Below are 18,869 nucleotides of genomic sequence, written 5' to 3'. Positions count from 1 at the left end.
GGGCGAAACGGAGCGGTTCGGAGGGGCCCGTCAGCCCACCTTCTCGATGAGAGCCTTGCGGATCAGGAACTTCCCGGGCTCGCGGACCTGCTCGAACGCCTCGTTGTTCAGGAGCGCGCAGCTGCCGGAGACCGAGGTGACCTCCACGGTCGTGGACTTGTTGTTGTCCAGGTTCGTGACCTTGAGCTTCGTACCGGCGGGGAACTGGTTGCTGGACGCGGCGGGCGCGCCCGCCTCTCCCGAGAGGGTGACCGTGGACCCGTTGCAGACCTGCTCGCCGGCGGCGCCACCGCCACCGGCGGCCGGGACGGACGGGGCCTGTGACGGCTGCTCGGCGGGAGCGGACTCGGCGGGCGGTGCCTCGGTCCCGGCCCCGGTACCGTTCCCGGTGCCGGCGTCGCCGCCCCCTTCGCCCACGGTCGCGTCGGACTCGCCGACCGTGCAGCCGGAGGCCTCCTGCTGCAGCTTGATCTGCGCGATGACCGCTTCACGGTTGGCGATCCGCGCCTCGGACTGGGCGTCCGGTGCCGTGCGCTGTCCCTCGATGAACTTCTCGTTGTTGCCGAGGGCGGTGGCCAGTCCGCCGCACACCACGGAGGACTGCGCGGTGGACTTGGCGGAGTTGGTGGCCGGCGTCGCGTTCGACGTGGCGGCCAGGGCGAAGGCCCCGCCACCGGCCACCGCGGCGGCGCTCACCAGCAGGGCGATCTTCTTCTTCGTCCCGAGAGTTCTTCTGCGCGACATGAACGGCTCCTGTCCCCGGCCGCCCCTGGCGGCGGCCGTCCGCCGTTATGTACGAGATACCGAACGAACTTGCTCAGTGGTTGACCGGAGTTGCTCAAGTAACGTGGATCACACGGGTGTTGTCAGGGCTGCCGTCGGCCCAGAGCGTCCCGCACCGCCTCGTCCGTCCGCGCGACGACGGCGGTCCCGTCCTCCGCGGTGATGATGGGCCGCTGGATGAGCCGGGGATGTTCGGCCAGCGCCGTGACCCACCGCTCGCGCGAACCGGCGTCGCGGGCCCACTCCTTCAGCCCCAGCTCCTTCGCCTCGGCCTCCTGGGTGCGGGTGATGTCCCACGGCTCAAGCCCGAGCCGCTCCAGGACCGCCCGGATCTCGGCCTCGCTCGGCACGTCCTCCAGATACCGCCTGACCGTGTACTCGGCCCCCTCCGCGTCCAGCAGACCGATGGCGCTGCGGCACTTCGAACAGGCCGGATTGATCCAGATCTCCATGCCGTCCAAGGTACGCGGGAACACCGTGCCACTCACTTGTCACGGCACCCCCAAAAGGCCTCTGGCCAGGGGCGATTGTCAGTGGGCGGCAGTAGAATAGAAGCAGTGTTCGAGGGTGCCGCCGGAGACGCCGACCGGCGCCCCGACCGCGACAGGAGGATGCCTGTGCCCGCTGCCGCACTGAGTCCGCTGCCCACCCAGTCCACCGCCAAGAGGGCGGTCCAGCTGGACCTGCCCTACCAGCCCGTCGAGAAGCGCGCGCTGCCACCGGGGCGCCCGCGCGAGTGGTACGTCACGCACAACCGCCGCCTCAAGGCGATGCGGCTGGCCATCGCCCTCCTCGACTCCGGCGTCTACGTACCCAGGCAAGCCCACAACGACACGATCCGCAGCACGGCCGCACTCATAGGCGTACACCCCCCGTCGGACACGACCTGCCACATGGTCCGGGCCCTGATGAGGTACGCACGCTGAACCCGCGCCCGTAGCGCCGCCCGCGCCCGTAGCGCCGCCCGTGTCCGTGCGCCGCCCGCGTCCCGGGCGGCGCGTCGGCGGGTTCTCCGCTCTCAGCCGGACGCCAACTCCCGTTCCAGCGGGGTCCGGAAGCGGGGAGTGACCCGGGTGGGCCCCATCCACGACCGCAGCCGGTCTGCCTCGGCCCCGATCGCGTCCAGGGCCTCGGCGCCGACGTTCGTCGTGTCCGCGCCCTCGCCGGCCGGCAGTCGCCAGGCGATCTCGCCGTCGGGGCGCTGCGCCCAGCCGCCCACGATCCGCCCGTCCCACCAGACGGTCGGCCCGATGTTCCCGCTGCGGTCGAAGAGCGCGGGCCGCAGACCGGGCGGGCAGTACCAGTCCCGTTCCTGCCAGCCCATGGCCGTCGGGTCCAGGCCGGGCAGCAGCGCGGCCCACGGTTCGACGGCGTCGGCCGGCTCCACCGCGTCGGCGAGCACGTACGCCGTGCCCTCGTCCACCGAGACGGTCACCGCTCCCACCGCGCCCAGCGCCCGCCGTACGTCGCTGACCTTCCACCCGGTCCACCACTTCAGGTCGGCTTCCGTGGCCGGCCCGCACGCGGCGAGCCAGCGCCGGATCAGCTCCGCCTGGGCCTCGGCGACGGGCAGTTCGGCGCACGGGGGAGCCGCGGCCCACCGGAACTGCGTGGACGTCCACGACCCCAGCGGACGCCCCCGTACGACCCGGCCCTCGGCCCCCAGGACACGCAGCAGCCGCGACGAAACGGTGTGCACTCCCTCGTAGCCCGTACCCGGCGCGTACGCGAACCGCTCCCTCAACCGCGGCTCCTCGCGGGCCAGTTCGGCGGCCGTCGCCTCGCCGCGCCGGGTCAGCGCGGCCAGCGTGGACGTCTCCACCTCCGCGAGCCACTTCGCGTCGGGAGCGCCGACGCGGGCCATGTCCTTGACCAGGGAGGCCCGCGCGCGGGCGGCCACGGCGAGTCCGGTGGACGCGTGCACTACCGGAACGAGCCCGGTGGGGAACACGAACACGGTCTGCCGCATGCCGTGCATCCGGATCAGCGTCCGGTCCTCGTACAGGGCCCGCTCCATCTCCGGCACGACCCTTGCCGCGTCCGCGAGCCGCGCCCCCACGGCGAGGTAGACGCTGACGGGATCCGTCCCGTGCAGCGCCACCAGCGAGGCCGCGACCTCCTCGGGGGTGCCGGCCCGAGCGGCCCCGGCCAGCCGTTGCCCGACGGCCAGCCGAGCCCGCCGCTCAACCACCCCGATGTGCCGCCGCTGCCCGCTCATACCGTTCCCCCTGTCCGGTTCCCGTCCTCGGATTCTTCCGGATTCCTTCCGGATCCGCCCTCGGCCGGGAGCCGGGGGCGGCAATGGGGGCTGTGACGGGGGCCGAGGAGGGCGGTGGCCCCGGACGCAGATTTACTCACTCCGAAGCACCCTCATTGTTCCCCTCTGTGACGATTTCGCTTGACCCCGGACTGTTTTGTGACTGCTCGTAAGCGGACCCGACCGTTATTCGTTTCCGTCGGACAGGGAGCGCCGGGCATCCTGAGGGCTACTCTCGACGACACCGACAGCCCGGCGCACAGTCCGGCACGGCGTCGGACAGCTCAAGGTCCCACCACCCACGTACAAGGAGACCCACCATGGGTACCTTGATCATTTTGGCGATCCTCGTCCTGGTAGTCCTGGGATTCAACAGTCCCGTCTGGTGGCTCACCGCGGCCGCCCTGATCTACCTCTACGTCCGCTTCTTCCGGGCGGGCCAAGGAGCCTCCGGCCCGTCGTCGGGCGGCGGAGGTGGCGGCGGGGGCGGCGGCGGTTCGAGCTCCACGACCCGGATGGACAGCGACTACCACTCGTACCGCCAGCGCCGCGACCGGATGGCCAAGTGGGAACGCCGCTACCGCCGCGAACGCCCCTGGAACGTCAAGAAGTGACAGAGCCCCGCCACTGCCCGAGGGGCGATGGCGGGGCTCCGGTCACACCGTACGACTGGTCACCGGGCGGACACCGGATCGATCACACGTCGTAGTAGAGCTCGAACTCGTGCGGGTGCGGACGCAACTGCAGCGGGGCGATCTCGTTCGTGCGCTTGTAGTCGATCCACGTCTCGATCAGGTCGGACGTGAAGACGTCGCCCGCGAGCAGGAACTCGTGGTCGGCCTCAAGGCGGTCGAGGACGGCCGGGAGCGAGGTCGGGACCTGCGCCACGCCCGCGTGCTCCTCGGGCGCCAGCTCGTAGAGGTCCTTGTCGATCGGCTCGGCCGGCTCGATCTTGTTCTTGATGCCGTCGAGGCCCGCGAGGAGCAGCGCCGAGAAGGCGAGGTACGGGTTGCCGGAGGAGTCGGGCGCGCGGAACTCGACGCGCTTGGCCTTCGGGTTCGAGCCGGTGATCGGGATACGCATGGCCGCGGAGCGGTTGCGCTGCGAGTACACCAGGTTGACCGGGGCCTCGAAGCCGGGGACCAGACGGTGGTACGAGTTCACCGTCGGGTTGGTGAAGGCCAGCAGCGACGGGGCGTGCTTGAGGATGCCGCCGATGTAGAAGCGGGCGGTGTCCGACAGGCCCGCGTAGCCGGCCTCGTCGTAGAACAGCGGGTCGCCGTTCGCCCACAGCGACGAGTGGATGTGCATGCCCGAGCCGTTGTCACCGAAGATCGGCTTCGGCATGAAGGTCGCGGTCTTGCCGTTGCGCCACGACACGTTCTTCACGATGTACTTGAAGAGCTGGAGGTCGTCGGCCGCGGCGAGCAGCGTGTTGAACTTGTAGTTGATCTCGGCCTGGCCGGCCGTGCCCACCTCGTGGTGCTGGCGCTCGACCTGGAGGCCGGACTTGGCCAGCTCCAGGGAGATCTCCGCACGCAGGTCGGCGAAGTGGTCGACGGGCGGGGTCGGGAAGTAGCCGCCCTTGTAGCGGACCTTGTAGCCGCGGTTGTCCTCGATCGCACCGGTGTTCCAGGCGCCGGCCTCGGAGTCGATGTGGTAAAACGCCTCGTTCGCCTTGGTGTCGAAGCGGACGCTGTCGAACACGTAGAACTCGGCCTCGGGGCCGAAGAACGCCGTGTCGGCGATACCGGTCGACGCGAGGTACGCCTCGGCCTTCTTCGCCACGTTGCGCGGGTCACGGGAGTACTGCTCGCCCGTGATCGGGTCGTGGATGAAGAAGTTGATGTTGACCGTCTTGTCGCGGCGGAAGGAGTCGACGCGCGCGGTGGACAGGTCGGCGCGGAGCGCCATGTCGGACTCGTGGATGGCCTGGAAGCCGCGGATGGAGGAGCCGTCGAAGGCCAGTTCCTCGGTCGGGTCGAAGGCCTCTGCCGGAATCGTGAAGTGCTGCATCACACCCGGCAGGTCGCAGAAGCGGACGTCGACGAACTTGACGTCCTCGTCCTTGATGAACTTCTTGGCCTCGTCGGCGTTCTGGAACATCCAGCTCCTCCTACTCCCGCTCACTTCGGACCGGGGTGGTAGTTCGTTCGTGCGGCCAGTGCGGTGGCACACGCTGAGCCCGACCTTAAGGACGGGTGATTTCTCCAGCGTGACCCATTTGTTTCGCCCAAGTTAACCGGACGCAGTCCGGTGTACCCCACCTGTCCGCATCGCAAAACGGCCGCAGTACCGTGGACGGGTGGACAACAGGCAAGCAATCGGATCGTGGCTGTCCGGACCCCGCGCCGCCGCGGAGGACGCCGGTGTCGACTTCGGATACCGCGGAGAGCGGCTGGGCCTGCCCGAGTCGGGCCCCGGCTCCATCGCGCGCCCCGGCAGGCGGCTGGGCGCCCTCGTAGTCGACTGGGGCCTGTGCACCTTGATCGCATACGGCCTGATCACCGACGGCTACAGCCAGGCGACCGGGAACTGGGCACTGCTCATCTTCTTCGCCGCGAGCGCGCTGACCGTGGGCACTCTCGGCTTCACGCCCGGCAAGCGGCTGTTCGGCCTGCGGGTCCTCGCCCTGGAGACCGGCACGGTCAACCCGCTGCGCGCCCTTCTGCGCACGGTCCTGCTGTGCCTCGCGCTGCCGGCCCTGATCTGGGACCGCGACGGACGCGGGCTGCACGATCGCCTGGCCCGCACGGTCGAGGTCCGGGTCTAGATCCGCCACCCTTTTCGTGCGACGAGCCCGGCTCCGCACGGAAGCCGGGCTCGGGCATGAGAAAGGGGCGCCCCGGAACCGTCGGTGATTCCGGAACGCCCCGTTCCAGTGCAGCTCAGGTGCGGCGCTAGCGCATCTTCCCGCCGCGCGGCATCCGCATTCCCTTGGGCATCGGGCCCTTGGGGAGCGGCATGTTGCTCATCAGGTCGCCGAGGGCGCGCAGCCGGTCGTTGGTCGCGGTGACCTGCGGGCCGGTCAGTACGCGCGGCAGTTTCACCATCGTCGTACGGAGCTTCTTCAGCTCGACCTGGCCCTCGCCCGTGCCGACGAGGATGTCGTGCACCGGCACGTCCGCGACGATGCGGGCCATCTTCTTCTTCTCGGCGGCCAGCAGGCTCTTCACCCGGTTCGGGTTGCCCTCGGCCACCAGCACGATGCCGGCCTTGCCCACGGCCCGGTGGACCACGTCCTGGCTTCGGTTCATCGCCACGGCCGGGGTTGTCGTCCAGCCGCGCCCGACATTGTCGAGCACCGCCGCCGCCGCGCCCGGCTGGCCCTCCATCTGGCCGAAGGCCGCCCGCTCGGCCCGGCGCCCGAAGACGATCGCCGACGCGAGGAAGGCGAGCAGGAGGCCGAGAATGCCGAGATAGATCGGGTGACCGATCCAGAAGCCGATCGCGAGGAAGACACCAAGGGTGACGATTCCGACAGCCGCGAGTACAAGACCGATCTTTTTGTCGGCCTTGCGGGTCATCTTGTAAGTCAGAGCGATCTGCTTGAGTCGCCCGGGGTTCGCAGCGTCCGCTGCGGGTTCCTTCCTCGCCATGCCGTGAAGTCTACGTGTCGGGGGAAGCGCCGACGACGGCGGTGCCTGCTCGGCCTTCGTCACGGCCCTCGCTCGGCGGCGGGGGCGGCCCGGAGACGGGTGGCGGCTCAGAGGCGGGTGGCGGCCTCAGAGGTGGGTGACGAAGGACTGCTCCACGGCACGCTGTGCCTCGACGCGGTCCTTGGCGCGGCGGCGGTCCTCCAGGACGGACGTCCAGGCGTTGCGGCGGGCGGTGCGCTGGCCACTGCTCAGGAGCAGGGACTCGACGGCACGGAGTGCATCGGTGAACGACGGAATCGCTGTGGCGCGTACGGGCGCGGCCTGCATGATGGGGGTCCCCCCTCGGGACGGCGGCTCTGGCTAAGGCTCTACGGGGTGTAGGACCAGGGTCACTGAATGGTGTTACCAGGGCGTGACCGACCGGTCAAACGCCAGTGAAGCCTTGATGCGCAGGCCCGAAACCTTGACGCGGCCCTGAGGTGGCCCCCATCTGCGGGGACGCTCAGGACCGCGTCGTACAGGCCATTACTGGTGAGTAGCCACTTGTGCGCAGATTCACACGCTGGGCTGGCACTGCGTGCCATTCGGTGGGGTGGCCGATGGCGGCCGAAACGGCTCAGACGGCCTGCGAGGCGACGTACGAACCGCGCTTCTCGATGGCCATCTGGTAGAGCCGGCCGGCCCGGTACGAGGAGCGGACCAGCGGGCCCGACATGACTCCGGAGAAGCCGATCTGCTCGGCCTCCTCCTTCAGCTCCACGAACTCGTGCGGCTTCACCCAGCGCTCGACGGGGTGGTGACGCACGGTGGGCCGCAGGTACTGCGTGATGGTGATGAGCTCGCAGCCCGCCTCGTGCAGCTGGCGCAGGGCCTCGCTGACCTCTTCGCGGGTCTCGCCCATGCCCAGGATCAGGTTCGACTTCGTGACCAGACCGTAGTCACGGGCCTCGGTGATGACCTTCAGCGAACGGTCGTACCGGAAGCCCGGACGGATGCGCTTGAAGATGCGGGGGACCGTCTCCACGTTGTGCGCGAAGACCTCCGGGCGGGAGGAGAAGACCTCGGCGAGCTGGGCCGGCTCGGCGTTGAAGTCCGGGGCCAGCAGCTCGACCTTGGTCCGGCCCTCGGCGCGGTCCGCGGTCTGCTGGTGGATCTGGCGGACCGTCTCCGCGTACAGCCAGGCGCCGCCGTCCTCCAGGTCGTCGCGGGCGACGCCGGTGATGGTGGCGTAGTTGAGGTCCATCGTGACCACGGACTCGCCCACGCGGCGGGGCTCGTCACGGTCCAGCGCCTCGGGCTTGCCCGTGTCGATCTGGCAGAAGTCGCAACGCCTCGTGCACTGGTCGCCGCCGATGAGGAACGTGGCCTCGCGGTCCTCCCAGCACTCGTAGATGTTGGGACAGCCCGCCTCCTGGCAGACCGTGTGCAGGCCCTCGCTCTTCACGAGGTTCTGCATCTTGGTGTATTCGGGACCCATTTTCGCCCGGGTCTTGATCCACTCGGGCTTGCGCTCGATGGGGGTCTGGGCGTTCCGGACCTCCAGGCGCAGCATCTTGCGTCCGTCGGGTGCGACTGCGGACACATCGGCTCCCTGTAGCTTCGATTCTTCGGCGTACACCAGGGTACGCCCGTTCGGTGCGTGGCCCCCGAGGTGGGCAACCTTCGGGACGGGGGGTGCATTCCCGAAGTTCGGGGGGCGCTTCCCCCGGGCCCCCGGGTCCTCAGGCGCCGGACGGGCTGAGAACCTTCGGCTGCGGGTCCGGTGGGGGCGGGCCCAAAGGATTGCGCAGTTCCCCGCGCCCCTTGGTGTCTCGGCCCGTCCGCTGCCTTTCAGCCCGTCCGGCGTTTGAGGACGAAGGGGGCGAGGGGGCGGAGCCCCCATGTGTGGACGGGAACGGGTAGGGGCGGCGGGGGCGAGGAAAAGCCCTACACCCCCGCCCCCTCCACCGCCCGCGGCAGGAGCTCCGCGTTCCCCAGGACGTCCGACAGGTGGCGCTCGGCCACGGGCAGCACCTCCGCGATGCCGAGGTCCCGCCCCAACTCGTGCGCCAGCGACGTAACCCCCGCATCCCGGATCCCACAAGGAATGATCTTGTCGAAGCTGGACACGTCGGGGTTCACGTTCAGGGCGAAGCCGTGCATGGTGACCCCCTTGGCCACCCGGATCCCCATCGCGCAGATCTTGCGGTCCTCGCGCCGCTGCCCGGCGTTGGAGGGCGCGTACTCGGGCCCGTTCAGCCGCGGATCGAACTCCTCGTCCGCCAGCCGGGGATCGAAGTCGAGGGAGAGCCCGCCGAGCGCCGGCCGCTGGTCCACCGGATCGCCGAGGACCCAGACACCGGCCCGACCCTCCACCCGGCTGGTCTCGACGCCGAACTCCGCGCAGACCCGGATCATCGCGTCCTCAAGGCGCCGGAGATGGGCGACGACGTCCACCGGACGCGGCAGTTTCTGGATCGGGTAGCCGACCAGCTGTCCCGGACCGTGCCAGGTGATCTTCCCGCCCCGGTCCACGTCGACGACGGGCGTGCCGTCGAGGGGCCGCTCGCTGTCCGCCGTGCGGCGGCCGGCCGTGTAGACCGGCGGGTGCTCAAGGAGCAGACAGGTGTCGGGGATCTCGTCCTGGAAACGGGCCGCGTGGACACGGCGCTGCTCGTCCCAGGCTTCCTGGTACTCGACGGCGTCCGCACTGAAACCCATGCGGACGAACCGCAGCTCACTCACGGCAAGCGCCTCCCTTGCAAGAGTTCGTGGGGCCGGTGGACGGTCCCGTAAGGCTTGTAACGCCCCACGCCACTGTACGTCCGGTCGGCGCGCGTCAGCGCTGAGGGCAATCCTCACACGATCGGATGAATGAACGTCGAAATGTGCGATCGGTTGCTTACAGACCGCTACATTCGCGCCGTTCACGAGGCAAATAAGGGCTGCTCAAGGCATGGCGGCCGACCTCGCCCCGGGCCTGCCCGCGCAGGCCCCCAGCCCGGAAGGCAGGAGTTCGCACCGCAGATGACGGAACGACCCGCGCAGCGCACCCCCAACCGTCAGCTCGCCGCACTTATCGCAGAAGCGGGGTTCTCCAACGCGGGGCTCGCCCGTCGAGTGGACCAGCTCGGCCTCGAACACGGTCTCGATCTGAGATACGACAAGACATCAGTGACCCGCTGGCTGCGAGGGCAGCAGCCACGGGGCACCACGCCGGCCCTGATCGCCGAGGTGTTCACCCGCCGCCTCGGCCGCCGGCTCAGCGCACAGGACCTCGGACTCGACGCGTGCGCACCCGTCTACGCGGGGCTTGAGTTCGCCGCCACACCGGAGGAGGCCGTCGACATCGTCGGCGGGCTCTGGCGCAAGGACTCGGGCAGCCATGCCGAGCTGCGCAAGATCGCGTTCACCCCGGCGGGACTCGTCGTGCCCAGCCGTGACTGGCTGATCGGCCGGGCCGACGACCGGGTGAGCCGCGGCGACCCCGGTGCCGCGCGCATCCCCGTACAGGGCGGCCGTCCGGTTTCCGCCAAGCCCCTGGCCGTGCCGGAACCGGTCAGGCCGCCGTTCCGGCAGCGTGCGGGGACCGAACGCGGGCCCGGACAGCGGGTGACCGCGGGGGACATCGCGGCCCTGCGCTCGGTCGGCGAACTCTTCCGCTCGCTCGACAACGCGTACGGCGGAGGGCACGCCCGGCAGGCCCTCGTGCGGTACCTGGAGCACGAACTGGAACCGATGCTCCGCGGCACGTACGGCGAGCAGACGGGGCGCCGGCTGTTCGCCGCGGCGGCCGATCTGACCCGGCTGGCGGGCTGGACGTCGTACGACATCGCCGCGCACGGGCTCGCGCAGCGGTACTTCGTGCAGGCGCTGCGGCTCTCGCAGGCGGCGGCCGACCGGGCGTACGGGTCCTACGTGCTCGTCACGATGAGCCGGCAGGCCGTCTACCTCGGGCACGGGCGCGAGGCCGTGCAACTGGCCCGGGTCGCCCAGCAGGGCGTGGGATCGTCCGCGCCGCCCGTCGTCCAGGCGCTGCTGTACGCGGTCGAGGCGCGCGGGCACGGCGTGCTCGGCGAGGTGCGGGCGGCCACGGCCTCGCTCGTACGGGCCGAGCGGGCGCTGGAGATCGCCCGGCCGGGGGACGAAGTCCCTTACTGGGCACGGTTCTTCGACGAAGCGCAGCTCGCGGACGAGTTCGGGCACTGCCACCGGGATCTGCAGCAGTACCGGGCGGCGGCTCAGCACGCCGAGCGGTCACTGCAGTTGCGCGCGCCCGGGTACGCGCGCAGCCGGCTCTTCTGCCGGGTGGTGCTGGCTTCCGCGCGGCTCGGTCTGGGGGAACTGGACCAGGCGTGCCAGCTGGGGGCCGAGGCGGCGACGCAGGCGTCCGAGATGCGGTCCGTTCGGGCGCTGGAGTATGTGCGGGACTTCGAGCGGCGGCTGGAACCGTATCGGGACGCTGCGCCGGTGAGGGGGTACCGCGACAAGGTCGCTGCGCTTGGCTGAGCGTGGTTCCGGGGGCGCGGTTCGGCTGCGGGCCGGCCGTGGCTGGCCGCGCCGTTCCCCGCGCCCCCTGAAAGGCGAAAGACTGCGCCGTTCCCCGCGCCCCTGAAAGCGCCCCTGAAAGGGGCCCTCGTCGCTGGTGGGAGTGGAGGTCCCGCCCCGCGTCGGGGCCTCCACTCCGGCTTGGCGAGGGGGGTTGTCTTTAGGGGCGCGGGGAACTGCGCGGCCAGCCCCCACGGACCCGCAGCCGGAACACGACCCCCCGGAGGGGCTACGCGGCTGTGGTGGTGGGTAACGGCGCCGCAGCCACCGCCGTGGGCGCGGCGCCCAGTTCCTTCAGCAGGGCCCGCGCCACCCGCCGCCCCGAGTGCAGAGCACCCTGCACCGTGCTCGTGTCCCGGTGGTCGCCGCACACGTACAGGCCCGCCAGCAGCCGCACCGGACGGCGCAGGTCGTGCGGCGCCGGCATCGCCGGCACGGCGTCGGGCGTGTGGCGGACCGCCAGCAGCTCCCAGCGGTGCGTGGCGGTGCCGTAGAGGGCCGCCAGATGCGCGCGTACGACCCGGTCCGTGTCCGCGGGCGGTGCGCCCAGCACCGTCGACGAGATCAGGGCACGGCCCACGGGCGCCCGCGACGGGTCGACCTGGCTGATGACCGCCGTGTGGGCCACGGGCCCGCGCCGGTCCGCGTCCAGGAGCAGCGCCGCGTCCGTCAGGGGCGGCTCGTCCGCCGTGTGGTGCACCACCGTCACGGGGTGGCACGGCGGCACCCGCAGACCGGGCAGCAGCTCCGCCGCGGCACGGGCGCCGGTCGCCACCAGGACGGCCCGGCAGCGGAGTTCACCGTGCTCGGCCGTCGTCACGGACGTCGTCGAGACGGAGGTGGCCCGCACCCCGGTACGGACCGTCCCCGGGGGCAGGGTCCCGGCGAGCAGCTCCGGCAGGGTGTCGGCCCCGCCCTCCGGCAGGCACAGCCGCCCGGAGGCGAAGGCCCGGAGCGCGAGGTCGGCGCACCGGCTGGACGTCGTCAGGTCCGGGTCGCAGAGCAGCGCGGCCAGGAGGGGGCGCAGAAAACCCTCGACCGTACGCGCGGGCATGCCGCGGGCCGCGAGTGCCTGCCCGGCGGGCCGCTCGGGCCGGGCCAGCAGCCGTTCCACGGGGACCGTCGCGATCCGGCCGAGGGCCGCGGCCAGCCGGGCCTGGTCGAGTGCGCCTCCGAGCGGGGGGTACGCCCGCGACATGGGCGGCACGCTGGCCGGGGGCAGTTGCCGGAGCCTGCGAGGGGGGCTCACAAAGGCGCGCGCCGCGTCGAGTGCGCCCCTTGCGCCCCCGGCGCTCGCGGGCTCACCCGCCCGGTGCACACGGCCCTCGGCGTGGACGAGGACGCCGGCGGCGAACGGGCGCAGGACGAGGGCGTCGAGGCCCGGCGTCAGGCGCAGTTCGGGGTACGACGTGGAGAGGAGCCGTCCGACGTGGTCCAGACGGAAACCGTCGATCTTCTCGGTCGCCATCCGGCCGCCCACATGGGGGGCGGCCTCCAGGACGACGGTCGACACACCTGCGCTGTTCAGCCGTTGGGCGGCCGAGAGTCCCGAGACCCCGGCCCCCACGATGACGACGTCCGCCTGGCAAGCGGGCTCAAGCACGTGCCCCTCCTAGAGGTCGCGCGGCTGCTTGGAGGCGTCCCGCCCCCAACGGGTATCCGGAATACCCGACTTCGGGACGAGCGTAGGGCCGCGACCGGCCGGAGGAACTCGCGCATGAACAGGGCACGGTCGCACGCCGGTCGCATGGGGTCGGCGTACGACCGGCGTGCTCGCCTGGGGGAGCGGGCCCCTGCGCTGGGGGCGTACCTAGCTCTGAGCCGCCCTGATGGTCTCCTCGATGCCCGGGAACGCGAAGGTGAAGCCCGACTCCAGCAGCCGGGTGGGAAGGACGCGTTGGCTGCCCAGCACCTCCTGGGCCATCTCGCCGAGCGCTGCCTTCAGGACGGGCGCGGGCACCGAGAACAGTGTGGGGCGGTGCAGGACGCGCCCCATGGCGGCCGTGATCTCGCCGTTGGTGAGCGGCTCCGGAGCCGTCAGGTTGAAGGGTCCTGACAGCGAATCGGAATCGATCAGGAACCGCAGCGCGGCCACGTGGTCGTGCAGCGCGATATAGCTCCAGTACTGCCGCCCGTCGCCCATCTTCCCGCCGAGCCCCGCCTTGAACAGCGGGAACAGCCGCCCCCAGGCGCCGCCCTCGGGGGCCACCACCAGTCCGGTGCGGGCGAAGACGGTCCGTACGCCCGCCTCCTGCGCGGGCGCCGCAGCCTCCTCCCACTCCACGCACAGCGAGGGCAGGAACCCGTCCCCGGGCGGCGCGCTCTCGTCCACGGCCCGTGTGCCGGTGTCGCCGTAGAAGCCCATGGCGCTGCCGTTGAGGAAGACCCTCGGCGGCCGGTCGAGGGAGGCGGTGGCCTCCGCGAGCGTGGCGGTGCCGAGGAGCCGGCTGTCGCGGATCGTCCGCTTGTACGCGTCGGACCAGCGGCGGTCGGCGATCCCGGCGCCCGCGAGGTTCACCACGGCGTCGCAGCCGGAGAGGCCCACGGCGTCCACGTAACTCCGCTCGGGGTCCCACTCGACCTCGTCGTCCGACCGGGGCGTACGGCGTACCAGCCGCACCACCTCGTGCCCGTCGGCGGTCAGTGAGCGCACCAGGGCCGTACCGATGAGGCCGGACGCGCCGGCCACGGCGATTCGCGAAGCTTCCATGCCCCCATCCTGCGTCAGTCTCCCGGCGAGCACCGCGCCGAGGGGCCCACGGCCGGGGATGGCGCCCGGCGCGCCCGTTCTACAGTGACGTCCATGCCGGAGCCGTACGTACGCACCGCCGTGCCCGAGGACGAAGAGGCGCTGGGCCGTCTCGACCGCGCGGTCTGGTCCTACCAGCACGCCGTCAGACCCCGGGAGCAGCCGCCGTACGAGCCGTTCTTCAACGACCGCTTCGGGCCCCGCGACCATCTGGTCGCCGAACTGGGCGGGCGGCTCGTCGGCTACGTACGGCTCGGATTCCCCACCCCGCTCGCGTCCAACGCGCACGTACGGCAGATCCAGGGCCTCGCCGTCGCCGACGCGGTCCGCGGCAACGGAGTGGGCCGCTCACTGATCCGCGCCGCCGTCGAGGAGGCCCGCCGCCAGGGCGCACGCCGGATCACGCTGCGCGTCCTGGGCCACAACACGCCCGCACGCAGGCTGTACGAGTCGGAGGGCTTCGCGGTCGAGGGCGTCCAGCCGGAGGAGTTCCGCCTGGCCGGCCAGTACGTGGACGACGTCCTCATGGGCCGCAGGCTCTGACCGGCCGACGGCGGGGCCCGCGCGGCCGGCCCGCGGGACAGCGACCCGGCCGGCACGGTCACCCGCTCGGGACGCCGGTCACGACGTGACGAGATCCCCCGTGTCCACCGGCGTCGTCGCCTTCGCCGCCCGTGCCGCGTCGTCCGCGACCTCGTCGGCCGTCAGTACGTAACCCGTCTCGGCGTCGCTCGTGGAGCGGGCGAAGACGACGCCGTAGACCTTGCCGTCGGTGGTCAGCAGGGGGCCGCCGGAGTTGCCGGGGCGGACCGTGGAGCGGATCGAGTAGATCTCGCGGGTGACCTGGGCGGAGCCGTAGATGTTCCGGCCCTGGGCGTTGATCTTGTTCGCGACGGTGGCCGCCTGGAGGTCGAGCCCGCCGTCCTGCGGGTAGCCCGCGACCACGGCCGCGTCGTCGCGCTTCGCACTCGTGTCGAAGGACAGCACGGGTGCCTCGAGCCCCGGCACGTCCAGCACGGCCACGTCCTTCTGCGGGTCGAAGAGGACGACCTTCGCCTCGTACGCCCGGCCCGTGCCGCCCACCCGCACGGTCGGGTCGTCGATGCCCGCCACCACGTGCGCGTTGGTCATCACGTGCTCCGGGGCGAACACGAAGCCGCTGCCCTCACGGCCCTGGGTGCCGACGGCGCCCTCGACCTTCACCGTGGAGCGCTGGGAGGCCCGCGTGGCGGCAGCGGTGACGCTGTCCCCGGAGGGCTTGGCCACCGACGCCGTCGGCTCGTTCTCGAAGGGGTTGAAGACCTGCGGGAAACCGGCCTCCGTGAGTGCCGAGGTGGCCCGGGAGAACCAGGCCGGGGTCGTCTCCGGCATGGTGTCCTGTACCGCGCCGAGCAGCGCGGAGTCCCGGATCGAGGACGTGACGACGGGCGAGGCCGAGGCGCCGAGGACACTCGCGGCCACCCAGGCCACGAGCAGCACGGAGACCGTGTTCGCCGCGGCGCCGCCCACCCCGTCGACCACGCGCAGGGGGCCCTGGTCCAGCTCGCGGCGCAGCTTCAGCCCCAGCCGCCCCGCCAGCTCGTGGCCCACCGCGGCGGGCAGCAGCACGGTGAGCACCGCCGTGACCGTCGCGGCCGTGGTCCCCGCCTCCACCAGGTCCATCACCCAGGGCAGCACCCATACGCCGATGACGGCACCGCCCACGAAGCCGGCCAGCGAGACACAGCCCGCGACCAGTCCGCGCCGGTAGCCGGACGCCGCGTAGCCGAGAATGACCAGCAACAGCAGGATGTCGAGCAGGTCCACGGAGCTCCCTTTCTCTTGGGCCCCCTAGTACGCGCCGGGAGGGCCCAGTGATCAGGTACGCGCGTGGGGGACCGGCCGGCCGGCACACGTGCGTGGACCTGTAGAAACGTCCCGGACCGGGGCGTTGGTTCCACCGGGTGGCACACCACACATCGCGGACCCTCCCGGCGTCCCGGAGAGTGGGTCGCATGTGCGCCCACCGGAGCCCGCTCACGGCCCGCATACCCCGCCTCCCGCGCCTCGCGCCGGACCGGCTGCCCCGGCCCGCGCGCGCCGCGCTGGCCTGCGTACCCGGCCTCGCGGCCGTCGCCGCGCTGGTGCTCTGCGCCGTGGGCGTCGACCGGACGCCGGGTGACGGCGAACGGGCCGTCGCGGCCCGCGCCGCCGTCGGGCACCGGGCCCCGAAACCGCCCATCGTGCCGAGGGAACGCTGGCTGGGCGACGCCGCGTCCACCCAGCCGCCGACCCGGTACGCCGACCGGGTGTCGGCCGTCTTCGTGCATCACACCGACTCGCCCAACGGCTACGACTGCGCCGACGCGCCCCGCATCATCCAGTACCTGTACACCGGGCAGGCCGGGGTCCGGCACTGGGACGACATCGGCTACAACTTCCTCGTCGACCGCTGCGGCACCGTCTACGAGGGCCGGGCGGGCGGCGTCGAGCGGGCCGTCGTCGGCGCCCACACCCAGGGCTTCAACGTGGGCACGGCGGGCATCGCCGCACTCGGTACGTTCACCGCGGGCGTGCCCGTTCCCAAGGCGATGACCGACGCGATCGCGGCCGTGGCCGCGTGGAAGCTGGGGCTCACGGGCACCGATCCGCGCGCCTCCGTGCGGCTCGTGTCGACCAACAGCCTGAGCAAGTACCGGGCGGGTACGCGGGGCACGTTCACGGCGGTGTCCGGGCACACCGACGGGTACTGGACCGCGTGCCCGGGGGCGGCGCTCATGGCCCGTCTGCCCTCGATCCGGCAGGAGGCCGCGCGGTTGCAGGGGCGGCGCTGAGCGCTGGGCTGGGCCGGGCTGGAAAGGTTGTGCTTCGGCTGCGGCCCGGTGGGGGCTGGTCGCGCAGTTCCCCGCGCCCCTTCAGGGCGCCGGTGTGCCGCGTGCCTCTTCGGGGCGCCGGTGTGCAGCCCTGCCTCACAGGTGGGCCACAGCGGAGGCATGGATCACGCCGAGCTGCGCCTTCTAGCGTCGGGGTACGCACTGACCGGAGGTGGGGATCATGAACAGTCGCACGAGTACGAGCGGTCGCGAGCAGCAGCAGCCCGGACGTACGTCCCTGTGGGGGCGGGTCGCGCGCAGCCCCTGGACCGTCGCCTGCGTGGTGGCCGCGGTCGTGGTGGGTCCCTCCGCCGCCACCGCGTCCGCCCTGGACCGGGCCAACGCGGCGCCCCCGCACAGCGCCCCGCGGGCGTCAGTCCGCGAAGCGGTCCCACAGGCGGGGCAGGCGTTCCTCAAGGAGTGAGTTGTTCTCCAGGTCGAGCGGGGTGCCCAGCGGCTCGGGCGGGGCCGCCGGGATCCCCAGGTCGGGGGCGACCGCGCCGGTGAGCTGCTCGTACGCCTCGTCCGCCGCGTAACCCAGCTCCTCGGCGTCCCCGTCGACCTCGTCGTCGAAGTCCGTGAGGAGGTCGGCCAGTTTGTCCGGATCGTGCACGGCACCCTCGTACGTCTCCCGGCCCTGGCCGATCAGCCAGCAGCGGAAGAAGTCGAAGGCGTCGTCGCTGGCCCCGTCGAGCAGGATCCAGGCCGCGCCCCACAGATCCCAGGTGTACGCGCGGTTGTAGCGGGCCTCGAAGTGACGGGCGAAGTCGAGGACCATCTCGGGGTCCAGCCGGAGCAGCCGCTCGACGAGCAGGTCGGCCTGCTCCTCGGGGTCGCCCTCGGCGGCCTCGCGGGTCGCGTCCACCAGCTCCCAGAACTCCGTCTCGTCCATCACGGGACAAGCATCGGGCCTGGACCCGGCCCGCGCACCCGGGGACAGGCGGATCGTTATGCGCGCACATGCCGCCGGAAAATCCGACAGCAGGTGTCGGCATTCGGCGCGATGCTCGGCACATGGAGAGAGCAGAGCAGGCATTACAGGAGAACACGGGACCGCTCGACGGCAGGATCGCGCTGGTCGCGGGTGCCACGCGCGGTGCCGGCCGGGCCATGGCGGTCGAGCTGGGGCGCGCGGGGGCCACGGTGTACGTGACGGGACGCACGACCCGTGATCGGGTCAGCGAGGTCGGCCGGACCACCGAGACGATCGAGGGGACGGCCGAACTGGTCGACGAGGCCGCCCGCGCCGCCGGTACCGCGGGCCGGGGGATCGCCGTACCCACGGACCACCTGGAACCGGAGCAGGTACGCACGCTGGTCGAGCGCATCGACCGGGAGCAGGGCCGCCTCGACATCCTCGTCAACGACATCTGGGGCGGTGACGTCCATCTCGACTTCACGGCCGAGAAGCAGCCCGACATGTGGGACATGGATCTCGGCAAGGGGCTGCGGATCATGCGCCTGGGCATCGAGTCGCACCTCGTGACCAGCCACATCGCGGCGCCCCTGCTCATCCGCAACCCCGGCGGGCTGCTCGTCGAGGTCACGGACGGCACCGAGGAGTACAACCGCCGCTACCGCAAGCCCCTGTTCTACGACCTCGCCAAGACGGCCCCGATCCGGATGGCGTACGACCTGGGGGAGGAGCTGAAGGAGTACGGCTGTACGGCGGTCTGCGTCACCCCGGGCTGGCTGCGCTCCGAGGCGATGCTCGACACCGCGTTCAAGGTCACCGAGGAGAACTGGCGGGACGCCTGCGAGCACGTACCGCACTTCGCGATCTCCGAGTCGCCCACGTACGTCGGGCGGGCCCTGGTCGCCCTGGCCGCCGACCCGGACGTGGCCCGGTGGAACGGGCAGTCGCTGTCCAGCGGCGGGCTCGCCCAGGAGTACGGCTTCACCGACGTCGACGGCTCGGCGCCCGACGCGTGGCGCTATCTGCTGGAGGTGGAGTCGCAGGGCAAGCCGGCGGACGTGACGGGCTACCGCTAGTCCTTGTCGGCCCGGGTCGCCGCGTCGATGTAATACGGGGCGCCCCCGGCCGCCGCGGCGCCGAAAACGTTTAATATGAGGGGCGGCGCCACATCCGCCCCCCCCCGGCC

Annotated in this window: 20 protein-coding genes; 8 read left to right on the top strand and 12 right to left on the bottom strand. The window is 71.7% G+C overall.

Translation table 11 applies throughout. The annotated features are described in order from the left end of the window. Window positions 1-30: 30 nt before the first annotated feature. Both ACFVH5_RS24745 and ACFVH5_RS24740 read right to left on the bottom strand, forming a co-directional pair. A complete protein-coding gene (locus ACFVH5_RS24745; RefSeq protein ID WP_385835917.1) occupies window positions 31-744 on the bottom strand; it encodes a hypothetical protein in 714 nt (237 codons plus the stop codon). 122 nt (window positions 745-866) lie between these two features. Continuing rightward, window positions 867-1,235 carry an arsenate reductase family protein gene (locus ACFVH5_RS24740; RefSeq protein ID WP_385835916.1) on the bottom strand — a complete coding sequence of 123 codons (369 nt, stop codon included), beginning with the start codon at window positions 1,233-1,235 and terminating at the stop codon, window positions 867-869. A gap of 165 nt (window positions 1,236-1,400) precedes the next feature. Between ACFVH5_RS24740 and ACFVH5_RS24735 the strand changes: the two genes are divergently transcribed. Continuing rightward, complete coding sequence (locus tag ACFVH5_RS24735; RefSeq protein ID WP_384811382.1) at window positions 1,401-1,709, top strand: hypothetical protein; 309 nt, start codon at window positions 1,401-1,403, stop codon at window positions 1,707-1,709. A gap of 92 nt (window positions 1,710-1,801) precedes the next feature. On the opposite strand, the gene ACFVH5_RS24730 is transcribed toward ACFVH5_RS24735, so the two are convergent. Further along, on the bottom strand, window positions 1,802-3,001 hold the full coding sequence (locus ACFVH5_RS24730) for a winged helix DNA-binding domain-containing protein (protein WP_385835915.1): 1,200 nt from the start codon (window positions 2,999-3,001) through the stop codon (window positions 1,802-1,804). A 359-nt stretch (window positions 3,002-3,360) separates the two neighbouring features. Between ACFVH5_RS24730 and ACFVH5_RS24725 the strand changes: the two genes are divergently transcribed. Then, on the top strand, window positions 3,361-3,654 hold the full coding sequence (locus tag ACFVH5_RS24725) for a hypothetical protein (RefSeq protein WP_385835913.1): 294 nt from the start codon (window positions 3,361-3,363) through the stop codon (window positions 3,652-3,654). Window positions 3,655-3,736: 82 nt separating this feature from the next. On the opposite strand, the gene glnA is transcribed toward ACFVH5_RS24725, so the two are convergent. Then, window positions 3,737-5,146 carry a type I glutamate--ammonia ligase gene (glnA, locus tag ACFVH5_RS24720; RefSeq protein WP_107018291.1) on the bottom strand — a complete coding sequence of 470 codons (1,410 nt, stop codon included), beginning with the start codon at window positions 5,144-5,146 and terminating at the stop codon, window positions 3,737-3,739. 199 nt (window positions 5,147-5,345) lie between these two features. Between glnA and ACFVH5_RS24715 the strand changes: the two genes are divergently transcribed. Then, complete coding sequence (locus ACFVH5_RS24715) at window positions 5,346-5,813, top strand: RDD family protein (protein ID WP_385835910.1); 468 nt, start codon at window positions 5,346-5,348, stop codon at window positions 5,811-5,813. A 127-nt stretch (window positions 5,814-5,940) separates the two neighbouring features. Here the strand turns inward: ACFVH5_RS24715 and ACFVH5_RS24710 are convergent, their stop codons facing one another. The 4 genes from ACFVH5_RS24710 to lipB form a co-directional block, all read right to left on the bottom strand. Next, the gene (locus tag ACFVH5_RS24710) at window positions 5,941-6,639 is read right to left on the bottom strand and encodes a DUF4191 domain-containing protein (protein WP_189776609.1); all 699 of its coding nucleotides are present in this window, start codon (window positions 6,637-6,639) and stop codon (window positions 5,941-5,943) included. Between the two features lie 126 nt (window positions 6,640-6,765). Next, complete coding sequence (locus ACFVH5_RS24705; protein WP_384811428.1) at window positions 6,766-6,966, bottom strand: hypothetical protein; 201 nt, start codon at window positions 6,964-6,966, stop codon at window positions 6,766-6,768. A 289-nt stretch (window positions 6,967-7,255) separates the two neighbouring features. Continuing rightward, window positions 7,256-8,221, bottom strand: a complete 966-nt coding sequence (gene lipA, locus ACFVH5_RS24700; RefSeq protein WP_384811431.1) for a lipoyl synthase — start codon at window positions 8,219-8,221, stop codon at window positions 7,256-7,258. 344 nt (window positions 8,222-8,565) lie between these two features. Next, entirely contained in the window at window positions 8,566-9,363 is a 798-nt protein-coding gene (gene lipB / locus ACFVH5_RS24695; protein ID WP_385835908.1) for a lipoyl(octanoyl) transferase LipB, read from the bottom strand. A gap of 282 nt (window positions 9,364-9,645) precedes the next feature. Here lipB and ACFVH5_RS24690 point away from each other — a divergent pair, with 282 nt between their 5' ends. After that, a complete protein-coding gene (locus ACFVH5_RS24690) occupies window positions 9,646-11,127 on the top strand; it encodes a regulator (protein WP_384811437.1) in 1,482 nt (493 codons plus the stop codon). A 268-nt stretch (window positions 11,128-11,395) separates the two neighbouring features. On the opposite strand, the gene ACFVH5_RS24685 is transcribed toward ACFVH5_RS24690, so the two are convergent. Further along, entirely contained in the window at window positions 11,396-12,769 is a 1,374-nt protein-coding gene (locus tag ACFVH5_RS24685; protein WP_385835906.1) for an NAD(P)/FAD-dependent oxidoreductase, read from the bottom strand. Window positions 12,770-12,976: 207 nt separating this feature from the next. Further along, window positions 12,977-13,876, bottom strand: coding sequence for a TIGR01777 family oxidoreductase (locus tag ACFVH5_RS24680; protein WP_385835903.1), 900 nt, complete (start codon window positions 13,874-13,876; stop codon window positions 12,977-12,979). A gap of 93 nt (window positions 13,877-13,969) precedes the next feature. Here ACFVH5_RS24680 and ACFVH5_RS24675 point away from each other — a divergent pair, with 93 nt between their 5' ends. Next, complete coding sequence (locus ACFVH5_RS24675) at window positions 13,970-14,458, top strand: GNAT family N-acetyltransferase (RefSeq protein ID WP_385835902.1); 489 nt, start codon at window positions 13,970-13,972, stop codon at window positions 14,456-14,458. Between the two features lie 78 nt (window positions 14,459-14,536). On the opposite strand, the gene ACFVH5_RS24670 is transcribed toward ACFVH5_RS24675, so the two are convergent. Continuing rightward, window positions 14,537-15,721, bottom strand: a complete 1,185-nt coding sequence (locus ACFVH5_RS24670) for a MarP family serine protease (RefSeq protein WP_385835900.1) — start codon at window positions 15,719-15,721, stop codon at window positions 14,537-14,539. A 188-nt stretch (window positions 15,722-15,909) separates the two neighbouring features. On the opposite strand from ACFVH5_RS24670, the gene ACFVH5_RS24665 reads away from it, so the two are divergent. Both ACFVH5_RS24665 and ACFVH5_RS24660 read left to right on the top strand, forming a co-directional pair. Next, entirely contained in the window at window positions 15,910-16,728 is an 819-nt protein-coding gene (locus tag ACFVH5_RS24665; protein WP_385835899.1) for a peptidoglycan recognition protein, read from the top strand. Between the two features lie 220 nt (window positions 16,729-16,948). Then, a complete protein-coding gene (locus tag ACFVH5_RS24660; protein ID WP_384811451.1) occupies window positions 16,949-17,191 on the top strand; it encodes a hypothetical protein in 243 nt (80 codons plus the stop codon). Here ACFVH5_RS24660 and ACFVH5_RS24655 read toward each other — a convergent pair. Then, entirely contained in the window at window positions 17,141-17,659 is a 519-nt protein-coding gene (locus ACFVH5_RS24655) for a DUF4240 domain-containing protein (protein WP_385835948.1), read from the bottom strand. The two genes, ACFVH5_RS24660 and ACFVH5_RS24655, sit on opposite strands and share 51 nt — an antisense overlap. Before the next feature lie 122 nt (window positions 17,660-17,781). On the opposite strand from ACFVH5_RS24655, the gene ACFVH5_RS24650 reads away from it, so the two are divergent. Next, complete coding sequence (locus tag ACFVH5_RS24650; protein ID WP_385835898.1) at window positions 17,782-18,759, top strand: SDR family oxidoreductase; 978 nt, start codon at window positions 17,782-17,784, stop codon at window positions 18,757-18,759. The last annotated feature ends 110 nt before the right edge of the window (window positions 18,760-18,869 follow it).

The sequence above is a fragment of the Streptomyces sp. NPDC127119 genome, from assembly GCF_042677425.1.
Classification (GTDB): Bacteria; Actinomycetota; Actinomycetes; order Streptomycetales; family Streptomycetaceae; genus Streptomyces.
Note: the sequence above shows the minus strand (reverse complement) of the source record. Positions and strands in the feature narration are given on the sequence as shown.